16 protein-coding genes and 1 pseudogene are annotated in these 16534 nt (G+C 70.3%); 11 read left to right on the plus strand and 6 right to left on the minus strand.

Annotated features, from left to right (window positions below; all coding sequences use genetic code 11):
- Positions 1 to 60: 60 nt before the first annotated feature.
- Positions 61 to 753 carry an ArsR/SmtB family transcription factor gene (locus ACQP1N_RS17050; protein WP_433232498.1) on the minus strand — a complete coding sequence of 231 codons (693 nt, stop codon included), beginning with the start codon at positions 751 to 753 and terminating at the stop codon, positions 61 to 63.
- An 89-nt stretch (positions 754 to 842) separates the two neighbouring features.
- Between ACQP1N_RS17050 and ACQP1N_RS17055 the strand changes: the two genes are divergently transcribed.
- Positions 843 to 1085 (plus strand): hypothetical protein, encoded by a 243-nt coding sequence (locus tag ACQP1N_RS17055; RefSeq protein WP_131732851.1) that lies wholly within the window; start codon positions 843 to 845, stop codon positions 1083 to 1085.
- A complete protein-coding gene (locus ACQP1N_RS17060) occupies positions 1082 to 2446 on the plus strand; it encodes an MFS transporter (protein ID WP_084262902.1) in 1365 nt (454 codons plus the stop codon). Before ACQP1N_RS17055 ends, ACQP1N_RS17060 begins: the two co-directional genes overlap by 4 nt.
- A 151-nt stretch (positions 2447 to 2597) precedes the next feature.
- On the opposite strand, the gene ACQP1N_RS17065 is transcribed toward ACQP1N_RS17060, so the two are convergent.
- Complete coding sequence (locus tag ACQP1N_RS17065; RefSeq protein WP_433232503.1) at positions 2598 to 2858, minus strand: hypothetical protein; 261 nt, start codon at positions 2856 to 2858, stop codon at positions 2598 to 2600.
- Positions 2859 to 3099: 241 nt separating this feature from the next.
- On the opposite strand from ACQP1N_RS17065, the gene ACQP1N_RS17070 reads away from it, so the two are divergent.
- From ACQP1N_RS17070 to ACQP1N_RS17090, 5 genes are all read left to right on the plus strand, one after another.
- Entirely contained in the window at positions 3100 to 4032 is a 933-nt protein-coding gene (locus tag ACQP1N_RS17070; RefSeq protein WP_433232505.1) for an NAD-dependent epimerase/dehydratase family protein, read from the plus strand.
- Entirely contained in the window at positions 4029 to 4952 is a 924-nt protein-coding gene (locus tag ACQP1N_RS17075; protein WP_433232507.1) for an RNA polymerase sigma-70 factor, read from the plus strand. Before ACQP1N_RS17070 ends, ACQP1N_RS17075 begins: the two co-directional genes overlap by 4 nt.
- Positions 4953 to 5271: 319 nt before the next feature.
- Positions 5272 to 5496: a hypothetical protein gene (locus ACQP1N_RS17080; protein WP_433232509.1), complete on the plus strand. Its 225-nt coding sequence runs from the start codon at positions 5272 to 5274 to the stop codon at positions 5494 to 5496.
- Positions 5493 to 5669 carry a hypothetical protein gene (locus ACQP1N_RS17085; protein WP_207394148.1) on the plus strand — a complete coding sequence of 59 codons (177 nt, stop codon included), beginning with the start codon at positions 5493 to 5495 and terminating at the stop codon, positions 5667 to 5669. The genes ACQP1N_RS17080 and ACQP1N_RS17085 overlap by 4 nt, the downstream gene beginning before the upstream one ends.
- A 378-nt stretch (positions 5670 to 6047) precedes the next feature.
- Positions 6048 to 7577, plus strand: a complete 1530-nt coding sequence (locus ACQP1N_RS17090) for a carboxylesterase/lipase family protein (protein WP_433232511.1) — start codon at positions 6048 to 6050, stop codon at positions 7575 to 7577.
- A 161-nt stretch (positions 7578 to 7738) separates the two neighbouring features.
- Here ACQP1N_RS17090 and ACQP1N_RS17095 read toward each other — a convergent pair whose 3' ends face one another.
- Positions 7739 to 8254, minus strand: a complete 516-nt coding sequence (locus tag ACQP1N_RS17095) for a Tn3 family transposase (protein ID WP_433232734.1) — start codon at positions 8252 to 8254, stop codon at positions 7739 to 7741.
- Between the two features lie 668 nt (positions 8255 to 8922).
- Between ACQP1N_RS17095 and ACQP1N_RS17100 the strand changes: the two genes are divergently transcribed.
- Positions 8923 to 10176 carry a serine hydrolase domain-containing protein gene (locus tag ACQP1N_RS17100; protein WP_067798352.1) on the plus strand — a complete coding sequence of 418 codons (1254 nt, stop codon included), beginning with the start codon at positions 8923 to 8925 and terminating at the stop codon, positions 10174 to 10176.
- Between the two features lie 236 nt (positions 10177 to 10412).
- Here the strand turns inward: ACQP1N_RS17100 and ACQP1N_RS17105 are convergent, their stop codons facing one another.
- From ACQP1N_RS17105 to ACQP1N_RS17115, 3 genes and pseudogenes are all read right to left on the minus strand, one after another.
- Positions 10413 to 11501, minus strand: a complete 1089-nt coding sequence (locus ACQP1N_RS17105) for a sensor histidine kinase (protein ID WP_084262904.1) — start codon at positions 11499 to 11501, stop codon at positions 10413 to 10415.
- A pseudogene (locus tag ACQP1N_RS17110) lies at positions 11494 to 11862 on the minus strand (winged helix-turn-helix domain-containing protein); the annotation flags it as partial. The gene ACQP1N_RS17105 and the pseudogene ACQP1N_RS17110, both read right to left, overlap by 8 nt.
- A 35-nt stretch (positions 11863 to 11897) precedes the next feature.
- Positions 11898 to 13277, minus strand: a complete 1380-nt coding sequence (locus ACQP1N_RS17115; protein ID WP_433225973.1) for an IS701 family transposase — start codon at positions 13275 to 13277, stop codon at positions 11898 to 11900.
- Positions 13278 to 13585: 308 nt separating this feature from the next.
- On the opposite strand from ACQP1N_RS17115, the gene ACQP1N_RS17120 reads away from it, so the two are divergent.
- The 3 genes from ACQP1N_RS17120 (at position 13586) to ACQP1N_RS17130 (ending at position 16086) form a co-directional block, all read left to right on the plus strand.
- The gene (locus tag ACQP1N_RS17120; protein WP_242608948.1) at positions 13586 to 14008 is read left to right on the plus strand and encodes a M15 family metallopeptidase; all 423 of its coding nucleotides are present in this window, start codon (positions 13586 to 13588) and stop codon (positions 14006 to 14008) included.
- Positions 14005 to 15111, plus strand: a complete 1107-nt coding sequence (locus ACQP1N_RS17125) for an endonuclease/exonuclease/phosphatase family protein (RefSeq protein ID WP_433232516.1) — start codon at positions 14005 to 14007, stop codon at positions 15109 to 15111. Before ACQP1N_RS17120 ends, ACQP1N_RS17125 begins: the two co-directional genes overlap by 4 nt.
- A gap of 600 nt (positions 15112 to 15711) precedes the next feature.
- Complete coding sequence (locus ACQP1N_RS17130; RefSeq protein ID WP_433232518.1) at positions 15712 to 16086, plus strand: hypothetical protein; 375 nt, start codon at positions 15712 to 15714, stop codon at positions 16084 to 16086.
- The last annotated feature ends 448 nt before the right edge of the window (positions 16087 to 16534 follow it).

Below are 16534 nucleotides of genomic sequence, written 5' to 3' on the forward strand. Positions count from 1 at the left end.
CCTCCAAGCAATTCCTCTGGCCTGGGCCGACACCAATGCGTGCCCCTGGCGACAGCAGTCTCATCGACACCCCGGTTCCACGGCGTCGACGGGCAGGTCGGCCAAACGCCACTCCAGCATGCCGTCGCTGAGGCGGACGGCCCGGTGGCCGCGGCCGGTCAGCAGCCGTACCGCGTCGTAGGCCAGCACGCAGTACTCGCCGCGGCAGTACACCACGATCTCGGTGTCGGCGGGCAGTTCGCTGATCCGGTCGGCCAGCTCGCCGACCGGGATCGAGACGGCGCCGGGGATGTGGCCGGCCCGGTACTCCTCCTCCGGCCGCACGTCCAGCACCAGAACCTCCCCGGCCGCCACGGCCCCGCCCCGCACGCGGGCGCTCAGCTCGTCCCGGGTGACCTCCGCCGCGCCGTCCCGGCCGAGATAGGCGTCCAGGGCGGCGGGGACGGTGGCCTGGTGGGTCTCGGCGACCTTGCGCAGCAGCGCCAGGAGCCGGGCAACGTCGTCGCCGGCGAGCCGGTAGTGGATGCGCACCCCCTCGCGGCGGGTGGCCACGAACCCGGCCTGCTTGAGCGTCTGCAGGTGCGCCGAGGCGGTCGTCAGGTTCAGCCCGGCCGCCCGGGCGAGCGCGTCAACGGTGCGCTCGCCCTGGGCCAGCAGGTCCAGCAACTCCAGCCGTTTACCGCTCGCAAGCGCCTTGCCCGCGGCCGCGAACGCCTCGTACAGGTGCGCCTTGGCCAGGGATTGGGTCTCCATCCGCTATCCTCCATAGATCCATGGAATATTGTAATAGATGGTTTCAGTGCGCGGCATCGCACACCCCGCACCGATCCTGGAGGAACACCGTGGGCTTTGCCGACGATCATTTGCTGCCGCTGGCCGATGAGGGGCCGGGCAACAACTCCCGCCTGGTCGATCCGGGGGACGGCCACGCCCTGCCCGTGGACGCCGGGCAGGTCAAGGCGCTGCTCGCCGACGGTGATTCCCAGGCCACCACCCCGTTCGTCACCCGCGGCCACGGCGAGCGCGCCATGACCGCCGCCCACGGCCGGCGCCCGGAGCAGGGCCTCCCGGGAGGCACCCGATGAGCACCACCGCAAAGACGCCGGCCGGCAGGACCGTACGGCTGGGGCTGCGCGAGAACTGGCCGCAGTTCACGCTGCTGGTCATCGTGAACATCGCCGTGGGCGGCCTGGTCGGACTGGAGCGCACCACCGTCCCGCTGATCGGCGCCGACGTCTTCGGCCTGACCAGCGACCTGGTGGTGTTCTCGTTCATCATCGCCTTCGGGGTGACCAAGGCGCTGACCAACCTGGCCGCCGGGGCGCTGACCGCCCGCTTCCGCCGCAAGCGGCTGCTGCTGGCGGGCTGGGTCATCGGCGTCCCGGTGCCGTTCGTGCTGGCGTGGGCGCCGTCCTGGGGCTGGATCGTCGCCGCCAACGTGCTGCTGGGCATCAACCAGGGACTGACCTGGTCGATGACCGTCAACATGAAGATCGATCTGGTCGGGCCCGCCCGCCGCGGCCTGGCCACCGGCCTGAACGAGGCGGCCGGCTACGTCTCGGTCGGCGCCACCGCCCTGATCACCGGCTACCTGGCCACCAGGTACGGCCTGCGGCCCGCCCCCGAGCTCATCGGCGTGGTGTTCGTGGCCGCCGGGCTGGTCCTGTCGTTGATCGTGCGTGACACCGCCGGGCATGTCGCACTGGAACTGGCCCAGCATCCCAGGCCCGCCACCACCGGTGACAGAGCCGGCCTGGCCACCACGTTCGCGCGGACCTCCTGGCGGGACCGCTCCCTGCGCGGCACCAGCCAGGCCGGGCTGGTCAACAACCTCAACGACGGTCTGACCTGGGGTGTCTATCCGCTGCTGTTCACCGACCATGGTCTCGGCCTGGCCGCCGTCGGCCTGATCAAGGGCCTCTACCCGCTGCTGTGGGGCCTCGGCCAGATTCCCACCGGGCACCTGGCCGACCGCATCGGCCGCAAACCCCTCATCGTGACCGGGATGCTCGTCCAGGCCGCGGGACTCGTCCTCGCCCTGGTGCTGCTGGACTGGCCGCTGGCGGCGGGCATCCTGTCGGCCATCGCCCTCGGGATCGGCACCGCCATGGTCTACCCGGCCCTGATCGCCGCCGTCTCCGACCACGCCCACCCCAGTTGGCGCGCCAACGCCCTGGGCACCTACCGGTTCTGGCGCGACATCGGCTACGCCGCCGGCGCCCTGGTCGCCGGCGTCCTGGCCGACACCCTTGGCCTCAACGCCACCGTCCTCGCCGCCGCCGCCCTGACCGCCGGCTCCGGTCTGCTCGCCGCCCGCTGGATCACCGAACACCACACCATCGTGTCCCGCAGAACCACCCCCGCCCCTGAACGTCACGACCACCGCACCGCGGGCGCAGCCCGACGGCCACCCGCCCAGCCCGTGCGGCGCCCGGATCGGGGCTGAGGAACATCTCTGCGAGAGGTACCGGTGAAACTGGGGGCGGCCCGGTGGGGTGCCGGCGAATTCGACTTGGTGAAGCGTGAGCCGACCGTCCGCGCCCGCCGCGGCGCCGGTCCGCCGACAGGGCAAGGGCCAGATCGAGGATCGTGCAGCATCAGGGCTCCCTGTCGGCGCGCAGCTGATCGCGATCGCCGAGGTAGTCGTGCAGAAGCCGGGCCAGGGTCGCCGGATCGCCCTGAGCCTCGGCCGCCTGACGCCTCATCTCGGCGAGGGCCTCCTCGGCCTCGGCCACTAGCAGTTCCAGACCCGCCTCGCGCAGCTCATCCAGCGTCGAGAAGTAGTAAGTGGTGGCCCCCAGCGGGACGTCGGCGCGCTCAGCGACCCGACGGTGGGTGATATCGCCGCCGCCTTCCACCAGCAGGTCGGCCGCGGCCCGGATGATCGCCCGGCGGCGGGCCTGCGGATCACGTCGGCCGTGGGTGGTGGCGGGCGGTTCGGAGCCGGCAAATGAGGCGGGCAGCGCTTGCGTTCTAGCCGGTCAGCGCCCTCAGTTCGGCGGTGCTCTCCTGATTGTTCTTCCCTCCCATGTCACAGGCGGCGGGGCTGTCTTGTCTCGGGTGGCGAAGGCGGACGCTTACGTCGGGAAGGTGATGGTCATGCGGGTGTTCGTGGCAGGCGGGAGCGGGGTCCTGGGACAGCGGTTGGTGCCGCAGCTCATGGCCCGGGGGCATCAGGTGACGGCCACCACCACGAGCCGGGCGAAGCTGGACCTGCTGGAGCGGTTCGGTGCGGACGGTGTGGTGATGGACGGGCTGGACGCGGCGTCGGTCGGCGAGGCGATGGCCAGGGCCCGGCCGGAGGTGGTCGTGCACCAGATGACCGCGATCTCCATGGCGCACGCCGGCAAGCCCGACATCAAGCATCCGGACCGCTGGTTCGCCAGGACCAACCGGCTGCGCACCGAGGGCACCGACCACCTGCTGGCCGCGGCCGAGGCGACCGGCGTCTCTCATTTCGTCGCGCAGGGGTACGCCTCCTGGAACGGCATCCGCGAGGGCGGATGGGTGAAGACCGAGGAGGACCCGCTGGACCTGCTCGAGGGGACGGCCGCGAACGTGGGGTTGAAGGCGTTGCGGCATGTGGAGGACGTGGTCCTCAAGGCCGGCGGCGCGGTGCTGCGCTACGGCGCGTTCTACGGGCCGGGCGCCATCGACGACCAGGTCGAGCTGGTGCGCAAGCGGCGGTACCCGCTGGTGAGCCGGGGCACCGGCCACAGCTCGTGGATCCATCTGGACGACGCGGCGAGCGCGACGGTGCTGGCGGTGGAGAGGAAGGTGCGGGGGGTGTTCAACATCGTCGATGACGAACCGGCCCCGGCGAGCGAGTGGCTGCCCCACCTGGCGAAGTGCGCGGGAGCGAAGCGTCCGCTGCGGGTCCCGGTGTGGCTGGCCCGGCTGCTGGCCGGGGATCAGGCGGTGGTGATGATGACCGAGGGGCGCGGGTTCTCCAACGCCAAGGCCAAGCGGGAGCTCGGCTGGCAGCCGCGGTACCCGTCGTGGCGGCAGGGTTTCAAGGAGGAGCTGGCGTGACCCGGGCCGAGGAGTTCGAGGAGCTGCGGCCGCTGCTGTTCTCGATCGCCTACCGGATCCTGGGCAGCGTGACCGAGGCCGAGGACGCGGTGCAGGAGTCCTGGCTGCGCTACGAGGCGTCCCCGACCCAGCCCGTGTCGACCAAGGCGTTCCTGGCGGCCGTGGTCACCCGGATCTCGATCAACGTCCTGCGCTCGGCCCGCGTCCGGCGGGAAGAGTACGTCGGCCCGTGGTTCCCCGAGCCGCTGCTCACCGACCCTTACCAGGACCCGGAGCGCTCGGCCGAACTCGCCGACTCGGTGTCGATGGCGGCGTTGCTGCTGCTGGAGCGGCTCAGCCCGCTTGAGCGCGCGGTGTTCGTCCTGCGGGAGGTGTTCGGGTTCGGCTTCCCCGAGGTCGCCTCGGCCGTCGGCCGGTCGGAGGCGGCGTGCCGCCAGCTCGCGGTGCGGGCGCGCCGCCACATGGACGCGGGCCGGCCCCGGTTCGAGGCCGACCGGAGAGAACGCGAGGAACTCGCGACGCGGTTCTTCGACGCGTTCACCGAAGGCGACCTCGACGGACTCCGGAAACTGCTCGCCGCCGACGTGCAGATCGTCGCCGACAGCGGCGGCAAGGCTCCGCAGTGGGCGAGGGGAATCTTCGGTGCCGGCAACGTGGCCCGGGTACTCGCCACGCTCCTCCCGCCATTCGTCCAGATCGGCGGCGTCGTGGAGCCGCGCCAGGTGAACGGCCAGCCGGGGGCGATCTTCCGCGACCGCGACGGCAAGGTCATCAACACCTGGACGCTCGACATCCTCGACGGGCAGATCCAGGCCATCCGGACGGTGAGCAACCCCGACAAGCTCGCCCACGTGGGCCCGGTCGCGGACGCCTGGACGATCCTGCGCGAAACGCAGCAGGCTCGCCGAAGATCGGACTGACCGCGAGCCGATTGCACTGCGACCCCCGTGGTGCCGGGTGCAACGGGCAGGTAAGGAAGACCCGGCGAGAGCAAGCACGCCACGTCGAGCTCCCATTCGCCGTCATGGCCCCAGGAGGCGTGCCGTCCATGGCGCGCCCTTCACACAAGACGGCCCTGAACTCCCAACCCAGACACCAGCGCAAGTCTGCGAGATCGTGCGTCAAGCCCCTGCCGCTCCTGGTCAGCCGGCGGCAAGGGTGGAGCTCGGGAACGATCTTGAGGTCTTGGCGCGGACAACGGCCTGCGGCGGAGGCCGTCGGGCGGTGCACGAAGAGGGCTTGTTGCTTGTGGCAGCGGTCAACATCTGGAACGCCCGGCCGGCGGCGGTGGGTTCGTGGCTGGCATGGTGCCGGGACCGCGACCATGACGCCCCGGCGGTGCCGGTGTGGGCGAGGCGGCCGTCGGCGCCGGTGTTCTGGGAGGCCGGGACGGCCCGGCTGCTGAAGAGCCGGGCACGGGGCCGGTGTTTTGCACCCATCGCCGTCCCGGCCCGGGGAAGGTGACCGGCCCGCGCGACGTGTGCCCGGACACCGGGCTGGTCCGCCTGTCGTACGGACGGGCCCGCGCCCTGCTGGACGGCCACACCGTGCTCGGTGGGCCGGGCACCGGCTGGGACCTGCACGAGTTCGGGCATTCGGCGCTGACGCACCTGGGCGAGGGCGGGGCAGCCTGCTGATGCTGATGGCCAAGCCGCGGCACCGCAAACCCGAAAACGTGCGCCGCTACTTCCACCTCTCGCCCGAGGCCACCGCCGAGCTGACCGGGTTACACGCACCGGGCGACACCCGGCGCTGACCCCGGGCAGGGACCACCCGGAAGCCGGCGATCCGCGCCATGCCGATCACGGCGAGTATTCGCGCTTAGCCGGCACGGGGGCGTGAGGCTCTGCCCGTGAGCACAGGATTCCTGGTGCGGCCCGAAGAGCAGCGCTGGTCTGAGCATGCCGAGGCCGCTCTCCGCGCTGTCGTGCCAGTCCTGCCCCCTAAATGGTTTGCCCGCGGATGGCGCGCACCGGAATGCTCTGCCGAACAGGAACGGAAAGGAAACCCGCAAAGTGGCCGTCACCGCGTCCAGCAAGCCATCCGGGTCCGAGCCGGAAGTCCGCACGGCGGCCGGCGTCCTCCGTGGCGGCCGGGAGGCGGGCCTGGCGGTCTTCCGCGGCATCCCGTTCGCCGAGCCGCCGGTCGGCGCCCTCCGGTTCGCCGCGCCGCAGCCGGTGCGCAGCTGGGATGGTGTGCGCCCGGCGGTCGCGTACGGCCCGCCGCCACCGCAGTCCGGCATGCTCGGGGCGGCACAGGACACCGCCGGCGACGACTGGTTGACGATCAACGTGTGGACACCGGATCCGGGTCCGGCGGCGGGGCTCCCGGTAATGGTGTGGATCCCCGGCGGCGGTTACGTCGCGGGCGACTCCAGCCTCCCGGAATATGACGCCGGGCGCCTGGCCGGGAGCGGAGCCGTGGTCGTGACCCTCAACTACCGTCTCGGTATCGAGGGTTTCGCGCAGATCGACGGAGCCCCGGCCAACCGGGGGCTGCTCGACCAGGTCGCGGCCTTGCAGTGGGTGCGGAACAACATCCGGGTGTTCGGCGGCGACCCGGACCGGGTCACGGTCTTCGGGCAGTCGGCTGGCGGCGGATCGGTCGCCGCGCTGCTCGCCATGCCGCGCGCCGCGGGGCTCTTCCGCCGGGCGGTCGCGCAGAGCGTGCCGGGGACGTTCTTCTCCCCGGGGCTGGCCGCCGACATCGCCGCCGCCTGCGCCGCCGAACTGGGGGTACGGCCCACGGTGTCCGGCCTGTCGGCGGTGGCCCCGGCCCGGCTGCCCGCCGCAGGCGATGCGATCTCCGCCAAGATGGTCCGATGGCGGGAGCGCTGGGGGCAGATCACACACCGGCCGATCCCGTTCGCACCGGTTGTCGACGGTGACGTCCTGCCGGCCACCCCTTGGCAGGCGCTGGCCGACGGCGCCGCCCGGGACGTCGCACTTCTCGTCGGGCACGCTCGTGACGAGCACCGGTTGTTCAGCCTGATCGACGGTGTGCTCGGCCAGGTCACGCACGAGCAGACCAAGACCGCTCTGCACCTGCTCGCCCCCGGCCCGGACGGCGCGCGCCGGTACCGGGAGGCATTCCCGGCCGCGGCCGATGAGGAGCTGTACGAACTGGTCAACGCGGACTGGCTGTTCCGCATGCCGAGCCTCCACCTCGCCGACGCGCAGATCGCCGGCGGCGGCCAGGCCCACCTCTACGAACTGACCTGGCCCGCCCCGGGATTGGGCGGTGGCCTCGGCGCCTGCCACGGCCTGGACGTGCCGCTCGTCTTCGGCAACCTGAGCAGCGGACAGCCTGCCATGTTGATCGGCGACCCGCCCTCCCCGGCGGCGGAGGAGTTGTCCGCGCAGATCCGCAGAGCGTGGACGGCGTTCGCCGCGCACGGCGACCCGGGCTGGCCTCCGTACGACACCGACCACCGCCTCGCACAGCTCTTTGACACGCCGTCGATGACCACCGCCTACCCCGAAGAGACCTCGCGGCTGCTGTGGCAGGACCACACCTTCCCGGCGCTCCCACTGCTCGCCCGGTAGCGGCCATCAGCGGGCCGAGCGCAACCGTTCCCAGTTCGTGGCCCGCGGCTCGTCGTGCTGCGGGCCGGGCCGACCGACCGCGGCCGGCCCCGACAGCCGTGGGCGCTACGGGGCGGGGTTCAGCGACGGAGCCCTCCGGGCATCTCCGGAAGCTGGAGGGACTAGCGGCCCATCATGTTGATGTGGTGCCGCACGAGCGGCGACAGCCAGGCCACGTCCTCGTCGCGGGCGGCGAAACCGTCTGCGCGGGGCTGGGTGAGGGCGGCGTCCATGTAGCGGGTGTTGAACGGCACGACCGCGTTGAGGACGAGGCCGAGCGCGCCGATCTGGTCTTCTATGCCCTGCTGGTAGTTCTGGTGGAGCCGTCCGTTCTTGCCGTGGAAGACCCTGCGGGCCAGGGCGTGGCGGCCTTCTTGCAGGTTGGCCTGGGCCTTGATCTGGTGGCGGTAGCCGGGCGCGTCGGCCATCCGCAGATGTGCAGGTACGTCTGATCCACGTGCGAGAGCCGGTCGCGGGCAGTGCCTCGGCCGAGCCGATGACCGGGTGTAGCCGATGTTGCAGCCGTGCGCGATCGGCAGCGCGGCGATGGTGACGCGCAGGCCGGCCAGCCGCGCCTCGCCGCCGGTGATGGAGATGAAAGCAGCGTCGGCGCCGGTCCGGGCGAGCACTTCCAGCATCACCTCGGGTACTCCAGCTCGCCGTGTTCAGCCGAGGGGCGTGCAGCGCTCCCTCGACGAGTCCGCCTGGATGACCGAGGCGATCGGTGGACGCCCGCGGCCAGCCCGCCGTATGCGACGAGAGACGAGTCATCGACCGCCGCGATAGTCCGTGATCGTCACGAGTCGGTCGTGCCGGGGCGGTGCCTGTGTTCGGAAGAGCTGATCGCCGCGTGGACGTTTGCCGGCCGACTATGACCGGGCGGGACGGTCGATCGAGCGGCACCGGGCGCAGGTCCGTGAGGCGCTGGGGTTCCGTGAGTCCACCCGCGTCGACGAGACGAGCCGATCGGGTGGCTGGCCACCACGATCTGCCCGGAAGTACTGACCGACGAGGGGCTACGGGCGGTGCTGCCGGCACGCTGCCGGACCAGGCGGATTGAGCCGCCGGGCCGGGTCGAGCGAATCGTGGGGCCGCGCGGAGGCGGTTCGAGCGCGAGTTCTGCGTCCAGGTGGTGGCCCGGTTGTCAGCCGAGTCCACCGCAGTTCCTTGATGCCCGGGAATTGGGGGGCGTATCGCGGGCGTATCGAAAATCGCATACGCCACCGCAACAGTCTTGCGTCTTCAGTGGAGGCATGGACCACAACGCATCAACGGTCAGTTCGCCGATCGGGAAAGGACCGTGATCATGGACTCGGATTCCGTACGTGGTGTCGACCGGCGGCGGCTGCTCGGGTGGGGCGGGTTGGCGGCCGCCGGCGCGGTGGCGGCCGGCGCGCCGCTGGTGGGCGCCCAGCCCGGCCACGCCGATCCGGCCCCGACCGACCCGATCCCGCCGGACACCCGGCCCGGCGGAGCCTACGACCGGTACGTGGCGGAGCTGGCCGCGGAGGGCAGGTTCTCCGGCGTGGTGCTGCTGTCGCACCGGGGCCGGACGGTGCTGTCGCGCAGCTACGGCATGGCCGATAAGGAGAAGGGGATCCGCAACAGCGAGGGCGTCGCGTTCAGCCTCAGTTCGGCGGGCAAGCCGTTCGGCGCGGTGGCCATCTTGCAGCTGGCACAGCAGGGCAAGGTGAGGCTGTCGGACACGGTGGGCACCTACCTGAAGGGCTTCACCAAGGAGATCGCCGGGCAGGTGACCATCCACCACCTGCTCTCCGGCACCTCCGGGCTGAACACCCCGGATGAGGATGTGCAACGCATCTTCCAGAGCCGGGAGGAGGTGCACGAGTACTACGAGCAGTGGGCCCGGCAGTCGAAGCTGGTGGCGCCCCCCGGCACACCCACCACGTGGCACGCCGGCGCCGAGGTCGCCATCCCCGCGCTGATCGTGGAGGCCGTGACCGGCACGACGTACTGGGACTACGTCGAAGAACACATCTTCGGGCGCTGCGGCATGACCGGTACGGCGTTCTACACCAGGCCGCAGTGGCTCACCGACAAGCACATCGCGCACCCGTACATGACGCTGGCCGACGGCAGCCAGGTGGACGCGGTCCGCAACCTGGACAAGGGCAGCCCGCACCCGTACGAACTGGGCAAGAACCCGGGCCGTAGCTTCATCGACGCCCCCGGGGACGGCGGCTTCGCCACCGCGCCGGATCTGGTCCGGTTCGCGCACGCACTGGGCGACGGCAGGGTGCTGGACCGGCCCTACGCCGAGTTGTTCACCGGAGCCAAGATCCCCCATGCCCCCCAGGTGAATGGCAGGGACGGCCGGGCAGCCCCCGCCGACGCGTCGTTCGGGGCCTACACGATGCCGGTCAGCCTCGTCAACGGCCAGTGGGTGTGGAGCCGCGCCGGCGCCACCCCCGGTGGCGGCGCCAACTGGACCATCTACCCGTACACCGGCTGGGTCGGCGTCATCCTCGCCAACTGCGACGGCGTGCCACTGCAGGAGATCATCGAGCGGGAGATCCAGGCCGTCACCGGCCACGGCTGACGCGCGGCCACCGCCCGCCGGCACGAAGAGAAGGGATCCCCTGTGCGTGCCCGGCACGCCGGGCACGCACAGGGCGCCATCGGCCGGCGCCGACCGCCGGCGTCGCAGACCCCAGCCGGTCGCCGGTCTCGCATGACTGGTCATTTATGCGAACGAACACCGTCACCATCGTCACGCACAGCTACATGGCGGCTGAGGGCACGTTCGGGAGTGGGACGCCCTATCGGTGTGCGGGCCTATCCGGGTAGTTCCACGGTGATGCGGATCCCGCCCGCAGAGCGCGGGGCGAGGGTGAGTGTTCCGTCGTGTGCGTGGGTGATGGTTTTGACGATTGCCAGGCCGAGGCCGACGCCTGCGTGGTCGGTGCGTATGCGTGCGGTGCCGCGCTGGAATGGTTCGGTGAGAGTCGAGACCAGCTGTGGGGTGAGCTTCTCGCCGGTGTTTTCGACCGTGAGCACCACCGTCTTGGGCCGGACGCTGGTATTGACCCGCACGGCGCCCTGTTCAGGCAGGTTGTGGACGATCGCGTTCTGCACGAGGTTCACGGTCAGCTGCAGCAGGAGCGCGTGTGAGCCGATGGTGGGGGTGATGTCGCCGCAGGTTTCGATGGTGACGCCACGCTTCTCGGCGAGGGGGAGGAGCGCTTCGGTGGCTTCTTCCGCTATGAGGGACAGGTCGACGTGTTCTCGGGTGAAGGACCGCTGGTCAGCGCGGCTGAGCAGGAGCAGTGCTTCAGTGAGGTCGATCGCTCGGGTGTTGACGGCGTGGAGGCGGTCGATGACTTCGCCGGTGTCGAGGTTCGGATCGGTGCGGGCCACGTCGAGAAGTGCCTTTGAGACCGCCAGCGGGGTCCGCAGTTCGTGGGAGGCGTTGGCCGCGAATCTCTGCTGTTCGGCGACGTGTGCTTCGAGCCGTGCGAGCATCGTGTCGAAGGCGTCGGCGAGTTCGCGGAACTCATCTTTGCGGCCTGGTAGCCGGATTCGGTGGGAGAGTGATCCGTTCGTGGCCATTCGTGTGGCGTCCGCGATTCGGGTCAGCGGGGCGAGCATCCGGCCGGCGAGGATCCACCCTCCCACGAGGCCGAACAGCAGCAGGAACGCCAGTACTGCGGCTGCCCTCGGAGCGAAAACGCGCAGGAGGCTGGACCGGATGGGAAAAACACCATTTAAGGGGGTGCCGGAGCGGATGAGAAGCGCGCGGTCGGGGACGTAACGCAGGAGGAACACCCACACCGCCGCGAGCAGCAGGACGCCGGCGAGCATGAGGAATCCGGCGTAGCTGAGGGTGAGTTTGAGGCGAACGCTCAACCCAGGCGCTCTATCCACGGTCTCCTCCCTCGTGTCCGGCCTCTGGTTGCGTGTCGATGCGGTAGCCGACGCCTGGCACGGTGGCGATGATCCAGGGTTCACCGAGCCGTTTGCGCAGTGCCGAGACGGTGATGCGCACGGCGTTGGTGAACGGATCGGCGTTCTCATCCCATGCCCGTTCCAGGAGTTCTTCGGCGCTGACCACACCGCCTTCGGCGGCGATGAGGACTTCGAGCACGGCGAACTGCTTCCTGGTCAGTGCGACGTAGCGGCCATCCCGGTAGACCTCTCTGCGGAACGGGTCCAGCCGCAGACCTGCGATCTCTCGCACCGGAGGCCTGTTGTGGGCACGTCTGCGGTCGAGCGCTCTGAGACGGATACGGCAGCTGTAATTTCGGCTCTGACCTGCTGTGATCATGGGGTGGTTTCGGCGTAGGTGTGCCAGGCGTGGTGGCAGGCTCGGGCTCGTTGCTGGTGGCGTCGGCGCCATAGTGACCATGCGTGTCGGTGCTGGGGGTCGGTGCGGGGCGGGGGTACGACGGTCCCCCGGATGAGCCGTAGCAGTTCGGGGACGGTGATGGGGATCAATTCGGGGTCGCCGGGGTGGCGTTCGGTGGCGGTGGTGACGGCGAGGTAGGTGTAGGCGAGCAGGGCCAGGCAGGTCCAGCGGTGCCAGGAGACCCAGCGGGTGGTCTGGCCTTTGTCCAGGCCGCAGGCCTGTTTGGCGAGCTGGTGGTCTTCTTCGATCTTCCAGCGGACGGTGGCGATGGCCACCAGCCGGGCCAGCGGCACCGGGGTCGGGCTGTAGCAGCGGTAGTAGGACAGTTTGCGGGTGTAGCGGTGCCGGCGCACCAGCAGGACCGTGCATCCGGCCTGGTCACCGGCCTGGTGGCTGTCGGGGGTGTCGTCGGGTGTGATGGCGAGCATGGCCCAGTCGTAGGAGCGGACGCCTTTGGTCCCGGTGCCGGTGCGCATGCGCTGCCACCCGCCGTCACTGATCAGCCGGACGGCCCTGCGGGCGGTGGTGGTGTGCGGGCCGAGGGCCACGGTGTGGTCGTGCTTGACGGCCATCACATAGCCCATGCCCAGGCTCCGGACGCAGGTGCGCAGGTCTCGGCCGCCGTAGACCTCGTCCCCGGCCACGAACCCGGCGCCTATCCCGCGGCCGCGGGCGCGGGCGAGCATCGCGGCGGCCAACTGCGGTTTGGTGGCGAACTCGACCTGTTCGGGGACACCGGCCAGCTCGCGGCGTTCCTCATCGGCCGCCCAGTCTCTGGGCAGGTACAGGCGGCGGTCGATGATGGTGTGGCCATGGCCGGTGGCGTAGGTGAGATTCACCGTCACCTGGCACAACGCGACCCCGCCCAGGCTCCCCGAATACTGGCGCGCCGCCCCGACACAATCGGTGGAGGATTTGGCGTCGCCGGTCTCGTCCACGATGAACACCGCGTCCTGGTCACCGTCGGCGCCACCGTCGCCGCCGGTCAAGTGTTCAACGGCCCAGGCCGCGACCTCGTCCAGGACCTGCCGCTCGTCCCATTTCGCCCTCGACAGCAGGTGCTGCAGCCGGTGCGGGCCTGTGTGCCCGAGCGCCTCGCCCAAGGTCCAGCAGTTGTGGTCCTCCAGCTCCATCAGCAGGCCCAGCACGAACTCCCGGGCCAGCCGTCGCGGCTCACACCTGCGGAAACACCCCGCGATCCGGGTCATCACCGCGTCCAGAAACCGGGCCCGCCGCTGCTGTTCGGCATGCGCTATCGTGCCCCCGACGGTCGTCGGGGTTTTGGTTTTCGTCACACAAAGCAAAGATCACGGCGGCCGTCCCGCATGTCCGGGACTCCACCCGATCGTGATCATCTCAAGCTGCCCCGCTGACCAGCAGCGACATCCCCAAATTCACGATCTACAGCTGCCGTATCATAGCAGCGATCACGGCAACCCTCGGCTACCAGTCGCAGAATTCCTCGTCCTCCTCGCCCACACCACCCTTGAAGTCCTCCTCGCCCGCATCCCCCTCCTCACCCTCGGCCGCGTCACCCTCGAAGGCTCCTCGCAGTGAGCGCCGTGGTGCACTCAGCGAGGCTGACGGTGTCGTCCCCCACGGCGTGACGGTCTTCGATAACGCGATTCCGGCTGTGGCCAACCTCGATCCAGATCTGCTCAAGACCCTCCGCCAGGCTGCAACGGACGCCGCGGACGAGGGCGTCAAGTTCTACGTCAACAACGGCTGGCGTTCCCCGGACTACCAAAATCAGCTTCTTCGCGACGCGGTCTCCAAGTACGGGTCTGAAGACGAGGCCGCCCGATGGGTGGCCACCGCAGCGGCGTCTCCTCACGTGTCGGGAGACGCGGTCGACATCGGGCACTCCAATGCGACGGCATGGCTGTCCGAACATGGTGCCAAGTACGGGCTGTGCCAGATCTACAGGAACGAACCCTGGCACTACGAACTGCGCACCAATGTGATCGATCGTGGTTGCCCGCGTATGTATGCCGACCCCGCCAAGGACCCGAGGATGCAGAAGTGACCGGCAGTGAGCGAGGGCAGACGATGGCGCAGGTGGACACGGCGGAGACCGGACAGGGCGGCGCCGGCAGCCGTGATACCGGCTCCGGTACCTGGCGCGCGGGCATCCGGCGGGCGGTCCGCATCGGCTCCCGGCCGGGGCCCTGGAAGCGCGGCCTGGTCCTTGCGGCACTGGCGTTGCTGCTGGGCCTGCTCATGCTGCTGCACGCGAAGATCCCGAACCGGATCGGGAACCTCGGCAGTCTGGTGGAGACGTTCCTGCCGTGGTTCGGCCTGTTCATCCCGGTGCTGCTGGCCGGGGGGCTGTGGCGCCGCTCCGCCTCCGCGGTGGCCGCACTGCTGCTGCCGGTCATGGTGTGGCTGAACCTCTTCGGCGGGCTGCTCGGCGACAAGTCCCACCCGGGCAGCGACCTCACCGTGGCCAGCCACAACGTCGGCGCCGACAACCCCGACCCGGCCGGCACCGCCCGCGACCTGGCCGCCTCCGGCGCGGACGTGCTGGCACTGGAGGAGCTGGCCCAGCAGGCCCGGGGCACGTACGAGAAGGAGCTGGCGAAGACGTACCCGTACCACACGGTGCAGGGCACGGTCGGGCTGTGGAGCAAGCTGCCGCTGTCGAACACCCAGCCGGTCGACATCAAGATCGACGCTGGGCCGCTGGGGGACACCAAGCCGGTCGAGATCAAGATGGGCTACGCTCGGGCGCTGCGCACCACGGTGGCCACGGACCACGGACCACTGGCGGTGTATGTGGCCCACCTGGGGTCCGCACGCGTGAATCCCAGGGCGGGCTTTTGGACGGCCCACCGTGACAGAGGCGCGCAGGCGCTCGGCAAGGCCATCGCCGCCGAGCAGAACGAGCGGGTGGTGCTGCTCGGCGACCTGAACGGCGCCATGGACGACCGCGCGTTCGCCGACATCACCTCGCAGCTGCGCTCGGCCCAGGACGCGGCCGGGGACGGCTTCGGCTTCAGTTGGCCGGCGAAGTTCCCGGTGGTGCGGATCGACCAGATCCTGGTCAGAGGCGTGGAGCCGGAGAGCTCGCGGGTGCTGCCGGCCACCGGCAGCGACCACCTGCCGGTGGCGGCCGGAATCAGCTGGTGAACACCGCGCCGCACCGCAACCGTAGCCCGCCCCGGCCTAAGCACCACAGAAGCTACTGGCGGGTCACCAGGCGCTTGGTCGGCCGCTCGTTGACGGCACCCCTCTACCCGCCACAGGGGGCCAGTGGAGCCGCTTCACGGAACACGCCTCGCGGGCCGGGTTTCCCAGGTGGTCGCTCGTGAAACAGGCGACCGTCCGGCGGTCCACCTGCGCTGCCCCTGCGGCCTCGCCGTGCCGCACCGCCCGCTTCCCGCCTGGTGCCTCAACTCGCCAAGGCTCTCAGCGTGCCGCCCCCGGCCGTGCGTAAGCCGGGCCCAGTGTGGACCGAGCTGCCTCGGCCCGCCGGCGCCGAGCCGGTCGGACCCGTCCGCCTCGGGTACGCCCGCGCCTCAACAGCCCGCCAGTCCTGGACGCACAACTGGGCTCCCTCGCCGAAGCCGGGGTCACCCGGGTCTTCGCCGAGAAGATCTCTGCCTGCACCGCAATGCGCCCCGAACTGGAGGCCGCCGTCAAGCTCGCCGGAGAGATCCGCTCCTCCGGCGTCGCCGTCGCCCTCGTCGTCCACGAACACGGCGCCTCAACTCACCATGCTCGCCGAGGATGAAGGCTGGCGACGTCGGCCCGGAATTCCTCACCGGGGAGTTGGAGGGCTCGCACGAGCCCTCCGGAATCGTGTTCGCCGTGCTCGCCGCGATGTCGGGCACGGAGCGCGAGTACATCCGCGACCGCACCCTCGAAGGCCACGAGAGCGCCCGCAAATGCGGCAAGACCATCGGAGGCGCCGGCATCGCCGACGAGTCCATGCTGTCCATGGCCCTCCACTTACGCGAGCAGGAGATGAGCCTGCGCGATATCGCCGCCCGGCTCGTCATCAGCAAGAGTGCGAAGAAGGGCCAACACCCCTCGCCCGCGACCGTCATGCGGATGCTGCGCGAACACGACGAACAAGCCGCCGCCGAGCTGGCGAGCGCATGACCACTGTTACGAAGCCCCACGCCTACTTTGCGGCTGGTGGCTGGGGGAGGACTCCAGGGCCGACTTGGCCGCCGGAATGCCGGCCCTACTGGACGCCGATCGCCACGTCCGCAGCACCGTCAGTGTGATCGCCACTGTCGACAACCCCACCTTGTTCCAGTGGATCTGCCACGAAGCGCTCGCCAAGAACTGAACCGATTCGCCTCCACCCTGCCGAGACGCTACCGCAGCGGGCACGCCCCCTTGCGGCCCTCCACTCGGAAGCTGCGATGAGACCTCAAGTAGCCCTGCGTAGTAATCACTACGGCTTGTGACCAGCGTTCGGTGTGGAATTTGGCGTGGTGCTCCGTGTTGCGCTTGGTTCGCAGACGGCCGCCTGCCCGGTGATCCGCAAGGTGCGGGCCGAGTGCCTCACGGCGTGGGCCCGGCTGATGGAGGTGCTGGTGGC

This window comes from Actinomadura formosensis, assembly GCF_050948385.1.
Lineage (GTDB): Bacteria > Actinomycetota > Actinomycetes > Streptosporangiales > Streptosporangiaceae > Spirillospora > Spirillospora formosensis.

Coding starts and splice junctions, on each gene's coding strand:
- ACQP1N_RS17050 (WP_433232498.1), bottom strand. CDS start 753: ATGGAGACCCAATCCCTGGCCAAGGCGCACCTGTACGAGGCGTTCGCG.
- ACQP1N_RS17060 (WP_084262902.1), top strand. CDS start 1,082: ATGAGCACCACCGCAAAGACGCCGGCCGGCAGGACCGTACGGCTGGGG.
- ACQP1N_RS17070 (WP_433232505.1), top strand. CDS start 3,100: ATGCGGGTGTTCGTGGCAGGCGGGAGCGGGGTCCTGGGACAGCGGTTG.
- ACQP1N_RS17095 (WP_433232734.1), bottom strand. CDS start 8,254: ATGCTGGAAGTGCTCGCCCGGACCGGCGCCGACGCTGCTTTCATCTCC.
- ACQP1N_RS17100 (WP_067798352.1), top strand. CDS start 8,923: ATGGACTCGGATTCCGTACGTGGTGTCGACCGGCGGCGGCTGCTCGGG.
- ACQP1N_RS17130 (WP_433232518.1), top strand. CDS start 15,712: ATGAAGGCTGGCGACGTCGGCCCGGAATTCCTCACCGGGGAGTTGGAG.